This is a genomic window from Aeribacillus sp. FSL K6-8394 (genome assembly GCF_038008865.1).
In the GTDB taxonomy this organism is placed as follows: domain Bacteria; phylum Bacillota; class Bacilli; order Bacillales; family Aeribacillaceae; genus Aeribacillus; species Aeribacillus composti.
In genome coordinates, this window is sequence record NZ_JBBPAA010000001.1 from 736,167 (window position 1) to 748,993 (window position 12,827).

The 12,827-nt window shown below is 39.3% G+C and carries 13 protein-coding genes; 8 read left to right on the forward strand and 5 right to left on the reverse strand.

What is annotated here, in order from left to right; genetic code table 11:
• The first annotated feature begins 29 nt into the window (after window positions 1-29).
• On the forward strand, window positions 30-1,472 hold the full coding sequence (locus tag NSR00_RS03390) for an NAD(P)H-hydrate dehydratase (protein WP_130158013.1): 1,443 nt from the start codon (window positions 30-32) through the stop codon (window positions 1,470-1,472).
• Between the two features lie 5 nt (window positions 1,473-1,477).
• Here NSR00_RS03390 and NSR00_RS03395 read toward each other — a convergent pair whose 3' ends face one another.
• The 3 genes from NSR00_RS03395 to NSR00_RS03405 form a co-directional block, all read right to left on the reverse strand.
• The gene (locus NSR00_RS03395) at window positions 1,478-2,329 is read right to left on the reverse strand and encodes a superoxide dismutase (protein WP_340786991.1); all 852 of its coding nucleotides are present in this window, start codon (window positions 2,327-2,329) and stop codon (window positions 1,478-1,480) included.
• An 857-nt stretch (window positions 2,330-3,186) separates the two neighbouring features.
• A complete protein-coding gene (locus tag NSR00_RS03400) occupies window positions 3,187-3,327 on the reverse strand; it encodes a hypothetical protein (protein WP_340786994.1) in 141 nt (46 codons plus the stop codon).
• 468 nt (window positions 3,328-3,795) lie between these two features.
• The gene (locus NSR00_RS03405; protein WP_063389712.1) at window positions 3,796-5,280 is read right to left on the reverse strand and encodes an aldehyde dehydrogenase family protein; all 1,485 of its coding nucleotides are present in this window, start codon (window positions 5,278-5,280) and stop codon (window positions 3,796-3,798) included.
• Between the two features lie 237 nt (window positions 5,281-5,517).
• Here NSR00_RS03405 and NSR00_RS03410 point away from each other — a divergent pair, with 237 nt between their 5' ends.
• The 5 genes from NSR00_RS03410 to NSR00_RS03430 all read left to right on the forward strand — a co-directional run bounded on the left by NSR00_RS03410 (window position 5,518) and on the right by NSR00_RS03430 (window position 9,436).
• On the forward strand, window positions 5,518-5,757 hold the full coding sequence (locus NSR00_RS03410; RefSeq protein WP_063389713.1) for a spore coat associated protein CotJA: 240 nt from the start codon (window positions 5,518-5,520) through the stop codon (window positions 5,755-5,757).
• Window positions 5,758-5,762: 5 nt separating this feature from the next.
• Entirely contained in the window at window positions 5,763-6,023 is a 261-nt protein-coding gene (locus NSR00_RS03415) for a spore coat protein CotJB (protein ID WP_340786997.1), read from the forward strand.
• A gap of 45 nt (window positions 6,024-6,068) precedes the next feature.
• Window positions 6,069-6,638 (forward strand): spore coat protein CotJC, encoded by a 570-nt coding sequence (gene cotJC, locus NSR00_RS03420; RefSeq protein WP_063389715.1) that lies wholly within the window; start codon window positions 6,069-6,071, stop codon window positions 6,636-6,638.
• A 716-nt stretch (window positions 6,639-7,354) separates the two neighbouring features.
• On the forward strand, window positions 7,355-7,723 hold the full coding sequence (locus NSR00_RS03425; RefSeq protein WP_063389720.1) for a helix-turn-helix transcriptional regulator: 369 nt from the start codon (window positions 7,355-7,357) through the stop codon (window positions 7,721-7,723).
• 15 nt (window positions 7,724-7,738) lie between these two features.
• The gene (locus tag NSR00_RS03430; RefSeq protein WP_340787001.1) at window positions 7,739-9,436 is read left to right on the forward strand and encodes an ABC-ATPase domain-containing protein; all 1,698 of its coding nucleotides are present in this window, start codon (window positions 7,739-7,741) and stop codon (window positions 9,434-9,436) included.
• 185 nt (window positions 9,437-9,621) lie between these two features.
• Here NSR00_RS03430 and NSR00_RS03435 read toward each other — a convergent pair whose 3' ends face one another.
• On the reverse strand, window positions 9,622-10,857 hold the full coding sequence (locus NSR00_RS03435) for an MFS transporter (protein WP_066246600.1): 1,236 nt from the start codon (window positions 10,855-10,857) through the stop codon (window positions 9,622-9,624).
• Between the two features lie 499 nt (window positions 10,858-11,356).
• Window positions 11,357-11,548 (reverse strand): hypothetical protein, encoded by a 192-nt coding sequence (locus tag NSR00_RS03440; protein ID WP_130158005.1) that lies wholly within the window; start codon window positions 11,546-11,548, stop codon window positions 11,357-11,359.
• Between the two features lie 191 nt (window positions 11,549-11,739).
• Here NSR00_RS03440 and yunB point away from each other — a divergent pair, with 191 nt between their 5' ends.
• Window positions 11,740-12,486 carry a sporulation protein YunB gene (gene yunB / locus NSR00_RS03445; protein WP_063389724.1) on the forward strand — a complete coding sequence of 249 codons (747 nt, stop codon included), beginning with the start codon at window positions 11,740-11,742 and terminating at the stop codon, window positions 12,484-12,486.
• A 100-nt stretch (window positions 12,487-12,586) separates the two neighbouring features.
• Window positions 12,587-12,793: a DUF1657 domain-containing protein gene (locus tag NSR00_RS03450; protein ID WP_063389725.1), complete on the forward strand. Its 207-nt coding sequence runs from the start codon at window positions 12,587-12,589 to the stop codon at window positions 12,791-12,793.
• Window positions 12,794-12,827: the final 34 nt, after the last annotated feature.

Sequence of the window (12,827 nt, forward strand, 5' to 3'; positions counted from 1 at the left end):
TCTTTCCTTTTTGAGAGGAGGTGTTGTTCGTGTTCGTTTATACTGAAGAGGATATTCGCAACATTGACAATCTGGCAGAAAAAAATGGCCTTTCTTCTATTGTGTTGATGGAAAACGCCGGGCGCTCTTTATTTCAAAAGCTTGTTTCGTACGTAAAAAAAGATGATCGCATTTTAATATTGTCCGGTAAAGGCAACAACGGCGGAGATGGAATTGTTTTGGCCAGATATTTAAAACAAAACGGCTACCATGCCGATCTTTCTTTTCCGCTTGGGGCACCGAAAAGTGAAGCAGCGAAGCATCATTTCGCTTTTTATAAAAACAGCGGTTTTCTCGAAACAGCCGAATATGAACAAAATCATTACCAAGTCATCGTTGACGCTTTGCTGGGGGTCGGTGCAAGGCATCCGCTAAGAGATGATGTGAAAAACCTCATTGAATGGATTAATGGACAAAACGCTTTTGTCGTTTCCGTTGATGTTCCTTCAGGAGTTTTATCCGACTCCGGAGAAGCGCCGATAGCGGTTAAAGCAAACGTCACCATCAGCATCCACGGATATAAGCGATCAGCCTTTTTGCTGCCTTCTTCATCTTTTTACGGAAAAAAGGAAGTTGTGTCCATCGGCCTGAAGGAAGAAGGGAAATGGAAGGTCTGGACAGAAAAAGATGTGAAGCAAACATGGCCGAACCATCCGTCTTTTTCCCATAAAGGCACTTTTGGAACAGGCTATTTAATTGCTGGCTCCGACGAAATGCCGGGAAGTGTGCTTCTTGCTGCGAAGGGAGCTATGAGGGCAGGAATTGGCAAGCTTGTGATCGGCACAACACCATTTGTAGCCGGTGCCATCGCCGGGCAAATTCCTGAAGCAACTTATTTTTTTGAAGGTCTTATAAAAGCAGGAGATGGTGAATTCCCGGAAAAGCTGTCAGTATGTGCAATTGGACCAGGTATCGTTCCTGGAGAAGAGACCGAAAAAGCCATTCAATCCATCTTACAAAACGATTGGCCTGTTGTGCTGGATGCCGGTGCGTTACATAAACGCACATATCCGAAAAATAGACAACATCCTATTGTGTTAACACCGCATCCGGGTGAATTTAGCCGTTTAATCGATCAGCCGATCAGCTATATACAAAAGAACAGAATCGAAGCTGCTTCTAAATTTGCCGTTGAAGAAAATGTCATTGTGGTTTTAAAAGGCCAATATACAGTGATTGCATTTCCGGATGGAACAGGAATGATCAATCCAACTGGAAACATTGCTTTGGGCAAAGGCGGGAGCGGAGATGCATTAACGGGAATCATCGCTGCTTTTTTGTCCTATTATGAGAACAAAAAAGCAGCTGTGGCAAATGCAGTCTATTTACACGGTTTATGTGCAGATCTGTTTGTAAAAACGAAAGGTGTAAGATCAATGCTTGCGGGCGATATTCCAGACATTTTGCCGGAAGTGATGAAACGATTCGAATAGCCTTATCAATATGGCTTCCAAATGACATTTTTTGCAGTTTGAAATCTTTGTTCCACTTCTGGCCAGTTGACGATTTTCCAAAAATTATCGATATATGTTTGCCGATCGTTTTTATATTGCAAGTAGTATGCATGCTCCCAAACATCTAATACAAGAAGAGGAATGACATCCCATTGGCTTAAGTTTTGATGCTTTTCCGCCTGCAATATTTCCAATCTTCTTGAACGGGGGGACCATACTAATATCGCCCAGCCTCCGCCTTCGACTGCTTTTGCAGCTTCGCTGAAATGCTTTTTAAATGCTTGAAAGCTTCCAAATGAATTTTTGATCGCTTCCTTTAATTCACCTTTCGGCTCGCCCCCGCCTTTTGGGTTCATGACATTCCAAAAAATTGTATGCAAATAGTGGCCTGCCCCATTGAAAGCTGCTTCCCGTTCCCAATGTTTAATCAATGAAAAATCTCCTGTTCTTCGTGCTTTTTCCATTTCGATTTCCGCCTTGTTTAAACCGTCTACATAGCTTTGATGGTGTTTCAAGTGGTGAAGCCTCATGATTTCTTCTGAAATATACGGCTCAAGCGCATTGTATCGATAGGGAAGAGGAGGGAGCTTATGTTGTCCTATCGGCACAGCCAAAGACCGGTCATCTTCACCTTCAATAAATGATCTGAATTCATCATACAATTGATTCGCCTGTTCATAAAGTTCGCTTTCTGAAACGGACTCGGCTTTGTCCAGCTCTGTTTTGAAACGGATTATTTTTTCCTCGAATTCGCTTGCAAAAGGGTGTTCTGAAATGATGTTTCCATAAAGATCATCACACCATTTTTTTAATTCATTAATATACGATTCACTCAAGACAACAAAATCCTCCTTTTCATTCAATCGTCCAGAATACTATATGAAGCAATTTGAAAAAGGGTGAACTAAAAGAAGCGCGTCTTTTAGATGGAAGAGGGGAGCTCCTTAAAGCGGTTTTTCACCAATTAAAAACGGATGATTTTTTGAAGACGTGCATTTTTTTTGTGAGAGGAGAGGCTGGATGGGAAGAAATATGTTTGTAAATACTCGGTCTTGTTATGAAAAAAGAGCAGCTGCCTGAATTATGTATGAAAAATGCCATGCATATCAATGCAAAATAAGATCAGGGGATTGTCCCAAAAGGATACATCCATTGGAATTCAATAATCAAGAAATGCTGATATATCAGCATTACTGAACATGAAAAGGGGGATCCAATACCGTGAAATCAACTATTGGACAGCCCCTTAAGTCAATCTGCCCAAACATCGTTCATTGAACAGTATACTTTTCATCTTTTCAAATAAGCACGTCAGCTTCTTTAGCTTTTTTGGGAACTAATAGACAAACTCTATTTTATGACAGAAGTAAGTACATTCAAATTTCATTTTAACAACAAATACTATGTAACTTCTTGATTAGATCTGCCATCATAACAAAAATTTTATCATCATACGCATTTTCATCCTGCTTTAAAATGTCGTCTATATATCTTGGTATTCCTTTATAAAAGCTTTAACAAAGTCCGTGAAATGACAATCCAGTACTTTTTGTTTGCTTGAATCATAATACAACAATCAATAAACAGACGATTTTGGGATTTTTTTAATGTAATATTTTAAAGCATTCTCATAGCTTCTACGGTCCCTTGAACTATTTTTCATTACTGAATTTGATCAAGTAATCTCCGATATCTAATAAAAGACCATCACGGAATGTTGTTTTTGTCCCTTTTCAACAATATACATATATAATCTTTGGTAGAAATAAAAGGATAGCTCAAAAGGAGCATCTTTTGTATCCTCATATTCTTCAATCTCAAATAATAGCTTCATCTGTCTATACACCCTTTAAATTCATTTTGTTTACTATTTGTACAGATTTCATATATAAAATTACTTGATTTATCCCGTTACTTGGTTTTCCTTTAAAGATTTCATAATCTTCTTCATTTCTGTTTTTGAAAGATTTTTAGAAACAATGTTCATTTTATATCGCGATTTTCCCTGTAATTCCTTTTTGATGCTGTGCGTCCTTTAATTTGTAAAAAGCAGAGAAGACAACGCTTTTTTCAATTTAAAGCCGAACAGGGAAGGGGTGTTCTGCTGTATTATGGACAATTATTGTTTCTGTTGTTTTTCACAGAGGAAATGCCCGAGCTTTTCTCAATGCAGAAAGTACTAAAGCAGGCGGAACTCAAGCTTTTAGGAGAAGTTCTCGACAACTGGAAAGCCCCACAGAAATCATTTTCTGTGGGGCCTAGATATTGTTTTTTAGACAGGCGCTATTCTGAATTATATATTTTAATTTAAGCTAATCCACACGCTTTTTACTTCTGTATAGTTGTTCAAAGCATATGAACCCATTTCGCGACCGATACCTGATTGTTTGTATCCGCCAAACGGAGAAGCTGCATCAAATACATTATAACAGTTGACCCAAACAGTTCCTGCTCTCAAGCGATTGGCGACATAGTGAGCGTTGGCCACATCTCTCGTCCATAAACCGGCAGCTAAGCCGTATTCGCTGTTGTTTGCCCGATCAATAACTTCATCTAAATCTTCAAAAGGCAATGCAGCAATGACCGGACCGAATATTTCCTCTTTGGCAATTGTCATTTTATCTTCAACATCAGCAAAAATTGTAGGAGTGACAAAATACCCTTTTTCAGATGGCGTAGATCCACCGGTCACAACTTCTGCGCCTTCTTCAATTCCTTTTTCAATATAATTCAACACTCTTGACTGCTGCTCTTCAGATACGAGCGGCCCCATTTCCGTTTCCGGATTCAGGCCAAAGCCTTGGCGGATATTTTTGGCATGGGAGGCCATATCTGCTAATACATTATCGTAATGTTTTTTCTGAATAAACACACGAGAACCTGCACAGCATACTTGACCTTGATTAAACATTACACCGTTTAATGCACCTGGAATCGCTTTTGACAGATCAGCATCCGGCAAAATAATATTCGGCGATTTGCCTCCTAATTCCAGCGTAACTCGCTTCAGTGAACGTGCGGCATTTTTCATTATCAGCTTGCCGACTTCCGTCGATCCGGTAAAAGCAATTTTATCTACCAGAGGATGATCAACAATCGCTTGCCCAGCTGTTTCCCCAAAGCCCGGCACTATGTTGATAACCCCAGGTGGGAAACCTGCTTCTTCAATAAGCTCTGCTAAATAAAGGGCTGAAAGTGGAGTTTGTTCTGCAGGCTTCAAAACGACTGTACAACCAGTTGCAAGAGCGGCACCAAGTTTCCACATTGCCATTAGAAGCGGGAAGTTCCATGGAATAATCTGGCCGACAACACCAACAGGTTCATGTCTTGTATAATTGAAAAATGGTCCGTTGACAGGAATGGTCTGCCCGACTATTTTTGTAGACCATCCGGCATAGTAACGCAAGTGTTCAATGGCTAACGGAATATCTGCATTTCTAGTTTCCCGGATCGGTTTTCCGTTATCCAGCGTTTCCAGCTGAGCTAGTTCTTCTTTGTTTTCTTCCAGCAAATCCGCCAGTTTGTACAATAATCGGCTTCGTTCAGCAGCTGATATTTTGGACCATGGTCCGCTGTCAAAAGCAGCTCTTGCCGCACGGACAGCACGGTCAATATCTTCTTTGTCCGCTTCATAAACCGTTGCAAGTGTTTCTCCAGTTGCTGGATTAGGAGTGTCAAACGTTTTGCCGGAAACGCTTTCGACAAATTCACCATTAATGTACAACTTTTTTTTCCCTTTTAGAAACTCCGCTACTTTCCCTTCAACATTAGCGATTAATTGACTCATCGATCATCCTCCTAATTTTTTTTCGTTGTGTAATTTCTGGATGAACGAAATACAGTTTTATAATAAAGGAAAATTCAGAATATTTCAACCCATTTTTTAAAATTACCAAAAATCTCCTGACCAACAACTGCTGGATGGCCGCAGAAAACTTAAGAAAACAACTTTATTTCAGTCATCAAGACAAACTATTTAAGAATAATCGTATAAAGAGAAATGAACTTCAAAGAGGTGATGACTATGAATGAGAAGCATCAAAAATCTTTTACGACCGTAAAATCATATCGTCCTTTTCATAGCAGATATGATCCATGTAAACCGATCGGTGTCAAATACTATTCCACACCGCCAAACCTTTTCCTCGGTTTTCAGCCGCCGAACTTGCAGCAATTTTCCGCAAAAGAGGCATTAAAAAAAGGGACTCTTTGGCGATTTTTTTATGACTATTACGAAAATCCGTATGAGAAAAAAGGGAGGTAGCCAAAATGAAGGAGCTTCCTCAAGAGTACTATCAGCTCCTTGAAGAAATTCAAGCGGCTGATTTCGTGCTTGTTGAATTATCGCTTTATCTAGGCACTCATCCAAATGATATGGAAGCAATCCAGCAATTTAACCAATATGCCCAATACTCAAAACAATTGAAGCAAATGTTTGAATCAAAATTCGGTGCGCTGCAGCAATTTGGAAACAGCTTTTCAGACGCGAACTGGAGCTGGGGAACGATGCCGTGGCCATGGCAAGTATAGCTTTAATCCGTTTAACTATACTCATACGATGAAAGGAGAAAGAACATGTGGTTTTATGAAAAAAAACTACAATATCCTGTCAGGGTGAGTACGTGCAACCCAAAACTTGCAAAATATTTAATTGAACAATACGGCGGAGCAGATGGAGAACTTGCTGCCGCCCTTCGCTATTTGAATCAAAGATACACGATCCCCGACAAAGTAGTAGGACTTTTAACGGATATTGGAACAGAAGAATTTGCTCATTTGGAGATGATCGCAACAATGGTGTATAAATTGACGAAAGATGCGACACCGGAACAATTAAAGGAAGCAGGACTAGGCGAGCATTATGTCAATCATGACAGCGCCTTGTTTTATAACAACGCTGCTGGAACTCCGTGGACTGCGACTTATATTCAAGCAAAAGGGGATCCGATAGCTGATTTGTATGAGGATATAGCTGCCGAGGAAAAAGCAAGAGCTACTTATCAATGGATTATCGATATGTCAGATGATCCAGACTTAAATGACGGATTAAGATTTTTGCGCCAAAGAGAAATTGTTCATTCGCAACGTTTTCGGGAGGCGGTGGAAATTTTAAAAGAAGAACGTGATCGTAAAAAGTTTTTTTAAGAAGTTCAAGGAGCATCCAATCAGACGTACTTTCATCTATTGGATGCTTCTTTTATGTTTCAGGCAGAACATTGTTGGTAATATCCAAGATTGACAGCATTGATCGAATTTTTTTACTCTCTTTCTTTTAAAATAATACAAACAGCTGTACAATCGATCAATTGAAGCTGTTCACGTACAAAAATAGTGTATTTTGCATTACTTAATCCATTTTCTTTAGCCCATGAATAAAATTCAAAATCATATCCTCCTCCTTAATATTTATGAAGACATAGTATTTTCTACTTCTACTATGTCTATCCCCATTTTATCCTTGATATATCATCTAGGTTAGAAAAGAATGGCACACCAATCTACGTTTTTTCAGACAGAATCATCTTGTTTGTAACACTCATTATTGCGTGAATAAGAAATGTTCATGCCCGATGCTTCCGAGAAGCAATCGAAATTTTAAAAAGGTCAAGATTCGGTGGTAGAGGAAAAGATTTTCGGATTGACAAACAACCGAATGCCATTCCACTTTATGCTAAAACAAATATTTTAACAAATAGCATGGAGGTCTTGTCATATTATGTGACAATTCATTTTGCAAACAATGTTCTAAATGAAAAAAAAGATATATTTTTATTTGAACTTATATTATGATTAAAATAAAAGGATCGGAAAACTATAAGTTTACATAATTATATTATTGTAAAAAGGAGATGGATGGAGAGATGACGGAAAAAAGAAAACCTAGCGGCTTTTTATTGAAGCAGCGAGCTTTTTTAAAATTATATTTAATCACGATGACGGAAAAGAAGCGGCTGTACGGTTTTAAAATATTGGATGAACTGCGGGAAGAGTTTCGCCCGTATGGCTACCGTCCGAATCATTCTGAGCTGTACAAAGCGCTTCATGATTTAATAAAAGACGGCATTTTAAAACAAATTAAACGAAAAAAGGAAGGAGCCGAGTTTCAAGAGGTTGTCTATTATCAGTTTGTCGATTATGAAAAAGCAAAACAATATAAAAGACAACTAAAAGCAGAGCTGGACCGCTCAAAAGCAATTATTGAAAAAGCTATACGAGACAATTTTGCATAAATATGGAGGAGTATTATGATCAATCTTGCAAAAAAGCTGGAACAAATCGATGGCAAAGGATATAAAGCGTACAAACAGATTCAAGGCTCGTACAAGTTTCCTGATTTTGAATTGTTGATCGATTATGTACAGGGCGATCCGTTTGCAAGTCCTTCGAAAATGAGAATATTGATCGCTAGAAGCAAAACGGCTTTTTTACATAAATGGACAAACAGCCGGCAAAGAAAGATAAGATGTGAAGATATGATTGTCCGCGAAGTATTTCAAGCAATTTCTAATTTGAAAAATAACGTACGCGGCTCTGGAAAAAGCGGGCTGATCATGATTGACAAACCGGGGCAGAAGGTGTTAGAACGGACAGCTGTTCAGATAGGAGAAAACGATATTACAGTTTGTCTTTCAATCGGTCTTCCGGCTCAAGGGAGAACAATATTAGGCAAGGAAGCCAAAAAAATATTTTTTCAACTACTTCCCGAAATTTTACGGCATTCTGTCTTTTCTGTGAAGGGGAAAGATATTGAGGGCGCGATTCAGCTTTGCGATCAGCAAATGGCGATCCGCTCCTATATGAAAGAGAGAGGAATAATAGCGTTTATTGCAAATAATTCAATTTTGCCGCGTGCAAGCGGCGTAAGTGATCAGCCGTTGAAGGACGCTGTTCCTTTTCAAAGTCCAAAGGAAATGGAAGTCTCAATTCCTGTTCCGTATCGGCAAGAACCGTTGAAGGGCATGGCTATATACAAAGGCATCACCTTGATCGTTGGAGGAGGTTATCATGGAAAAAGCACTTTATTAAAGGCGCTCGAGCATGGTGTTTATGACCATATTGAAGGGGACGGCCGTGAATTTGTTTTGACGGACCGTTCAGCATGCAAAATACGTGCCGAAGATGGCCGCAGTATAAAGAAGGTGGATATTTCCGCTTTTATTAACAATCTGCCGTTTCAAAAAAGCACAAAATCCTTCTCTACGGAAAATGCAAGCGGCAGTACATCGCAGGCAGCCAATATAATGGAAATGCTAGAAGCAGGAGCAAAAACATTATTGATCGACGAGGATACAAGTGCAACAAACTTTATGATTCGGGACGCCAGAATGCAAGCATTAATTCATAAAGAGCATGAACCCATTACTCCATTTATCGATAAAGTTTTACAATTGAAGCATGATTTTGATGTCTCAACAATTTTAGTTATGGGCGGATCGGGAGATTACTTTTCTGTTGCGGATCGTGTAATTAAAATGGATCATTATAAGCCTTATGACGTCACACATGAAGCAAAACAGATTGCCTGTCAAATTAAAACCGGAAGAAAATATGAAGGAGGGGAGAAATTTGGAGAATGGAAGCTTCGTATTCCGGAATCAGGCAGCTTGAACAGCAGAAAAGGGAAAAAATCTAAAATTGCTTGCCGGCTTTCTGAAATTCAATATGGACTAGAAAAAATTGATTTATCTTATGTAGAACAGCTGGTCGACGAAAGCCAGACAAGAATGATTGGAGAAATATTATCGTATATCGAACGGACAAACCTTTTTGACAGACGCTTAACGGTATCACAATTGCTTGATTTCGTAGAAAATAAGATCAATCAGGACGGTCTCCAAAGTTTTTCGGCCCATCATGGTCATCAAGGTGAATTGGCGTATGTAAGAAGATTTGAATTAGCGGCAGCCTTGAACCGGATTAGGGCGTTAAAAATTCGGGAATGAAGAAAAGACTTTCTTCCATAAAAAATTTTTCTATCATCATCAACGAACTGACGGGTGCCCCAATTTTGACAGCGCAAAGAAAGCGAGAGACTCCGAGCATTTCTTTTGCTTAGACGGCCTCGACCGCAAGCTTGCCGGCGCGAAACGGGCGCGGGAGTCGCAAGCTTTGAATCTGTCAATGCTCGTTACGAAAACGATTTGGCATGAACTTGCTGGTTTTCCCGCTTGTCCGTTTTCTTTTTCTCTTTTAAATAATCAATTAAAACTAGCAGAATAACAATGAAAAAACAAATGCTTGATAATTGAAAAATCGTTCCTAAATCAACATAGGATGATAAGAAGCCTAGAAAAACCGCACTTATTCCTATTCCTCCATCCAATGCTGAATAATACATTCCGTTTGCGACTCCTCTCCGATCGGCAGGTGTTTTAGAAAGCACCCATGATTGCAAAACAGGAAGCAGTGACCCAAAACCGGCGCCAAATAAAATACCAGCTAAAACAAGCATTCCGACTGAGTATGTGAAAGATAAAACCCAAAAGGCGATAAATGTTAAGAATGAGCAAACAATGGCAAGAAGCCAAGGACCGCTTCGATCAAACCACCTTCCTGAAATTGGTCGTACAGCAGTTGCCGCCAACGCATTACATAAGTAGTATAAGAAGATTTGATCGATCCCTCTTTCTTGGCCGAATATGACGATAAACGTGACAATTCCCCCATAACCGAAAGCTGATAATAATGTAATCAGTGCAGGAAACGCCCCATGTTTATCAATGAGTGAGCGAAAAAAAGAAAAATCCTTTACATGCATTGATTTTTCTAAAACAGACTTTGGCGTTTTGTATTGAACTAATGAAAGGGCGATAATCGATATGACACCGAAAATGGCGGAACCGATGATGAGCGGCTGGAATCCTAAATGTTGAAAAAGCAAAATGCCAAAACTAGGAGCGATGATCATCCCAATGGTGATAGATAAACCATAATAGCCCATTCCTTCTCCGAGGCGTTTCGTTGGAACCAATTCAACAGCTGCCGTTCCATTTGCTGTTGTTGACCATCCCCAGGCAAAACCGTGAAGGAGGCGGACAATTAAAAATAAAAAAACAATCGATGTAAGCGAGTATGAAAGGGTTAAAAAGAGTAAGCCTACAGCTCCAGTTATAACGAGCCATTTTCGTTTCGCTGATTCAAGAAGAAAACCAATGAGCGGTCGAATGACAACAGCAGCGATGGAAAAAAGGGTTGTAACAAGCCCGATTTCAATGTCCGATGCTCCAATTGCTTTCGCTTGCGGCGGCAAAGTAGGCAAAAGCATTTGAAAGCTCATAAAAACAAATAAATTTCCGATAATTAACAAAATGAATGATTTTGTCCAAAGCGGCGGCTTGGCGGTATGAACGGCAGAATCCTTCATGGATTTGATGGCACCTCCTGCATCGTAAAAACAAAAATATTTAGATACTCGAACAATTACCAACTACTTTATTATACAAATTTTTCAAAGGAACTCAATGGATTGGTTGCCTTTTCTTTTTAACGGATTTCCGAAAGAAGTCTCCCATCCTCAAGGAATGTGCAGGGCGTAACCCAATGAGTAGGTGGGAGATGAATTTCGGTTGGCGTTAGCCAACGAATAGGATAGAATATGGGTAGAACGGACACCTTCGGAACGAAGGGAAGCGTAAAGGGTTCTTGTGTGTGGCTTACCGTTCAGCGAACACACACAAGTCGCTTGAAGCCCCAACCTCTAAGCGAAGCGTAGGTGGTGGGTAGTTCACTAGAAGCTGGAGAAGAAAATTCACAAATCGATGGAAAATCTAGAACAGTGATGGGTTGAAAAAGTTGCAACTGACACATATTACAAAAAAGCCGATTTTCTTTCAAACAAGAGAAAGAAAATCGGCCGTTTTCTTTTATCGGTTTGGCATGATTTGTTGAATTTGACTGTTTGCAAATTTTTGTTGCAGCGGTTTGATGATGTTAGCGAATAAGTTTTGTCGTCTGCCAAATCCGTATAATGCTGCAGCCCCCAAACCGACTAAAGAAATCCACATCATGCTGTTTCTTTGCCGGTTCTTAGGAAACATGGAGCGTTTTTTTCCCATTTTGAAGAGGGACCCCATTTTTCTCATTATAAAAGCACCTCTTCCTAAGTTGTGTTTGGAAGAACATCTTCCAACAGTTATAGTATTGTTTTTTCACGATTCTTTATTAGTTACAGTTGATTCCAATTTTATTTTAGCTTCTAATCAGCTTTCTTTTCTACATATATTGGTACAAAGGGAGGGAAATTCTTTTGTACCGAAAATTCAGAAGACGACGAAGACGCGGCCCTCTGCCGGCTAAATATGTTTTTTTAATTACATTTGTCATTTTCAATGTTTTGACAGCATACAGCTTATGGCTGATCAATGCCATTATTGAACCGACATTGGTCAGAATAGCGGAAACAAAGACGAGGCAAATTGCCGAACATGCAATTCATGATGCTGTTTCGAAAAAAATAGCAGAAAAACTTGATATGAAGGAATTGATCATTATTCATGAAAAGAAATCAGACGAAACGGCGACTTACAGCTTTAATTCCCAAATTTATAACCGTCTTATTTCAGATGCGACCGTTTATATTCAGCAATATTTAGATGGGAATGTGGAGGTTGAATCGGAAGACGGCATCCCCGTCAATCAAAACCCAGATGGAAAAGGCCTGGTTTATCATATTCCACTCGGATTAATAACGAACAATGCGCTCATCTCCCATTTAGGTCCTGAAGTTCCCGTACGCTTTGAACTTATTGGTTCAGTTAATTCAGAAATTAGCACAAAATATAAGGAAATTGGCATTAATAACGCTTATTTAGAAATTTATATGGACATTTTAGTTAAAATTAACGTCATTATTCCTTCGATTTCAAAAGATATGGAAATAGAAAATTCAGTGAAAATTGGTGATTTATTTATTGAAGGAAAAGTTCCGCAGTTTTACAACAGCGGCGGGACTGGTTCGGCACCTGCTGTCATTATGCCTGAAAAATCAAAATAATAATACGGAATAAAATGGATATAAGGGAAGAACATCCCTTTTTTACTTTTGGGCATTTAGGAAATATTAAACTTGTAACAACAAAAAGGAGGAATTGACATTGACAGTTTCAACTCAAGTTCAACAAACATTAGCAGGATTAAAAAGTGCTCAAGCAAGCTTTGAAACGTTTGCACTGCAAACGGAAAACAAGCAAGCAAAACAGATTTATCAACAGGCTGCGCAGCAAACACAGTCAATTGTTGATTTGATTAATACCCGCTTGCAGCAAATCCAGAATGAAGAGCCTCAATATAGGCAACAGTAAAGGTTGGTATTTACCAACCTTTTCAACACATCAC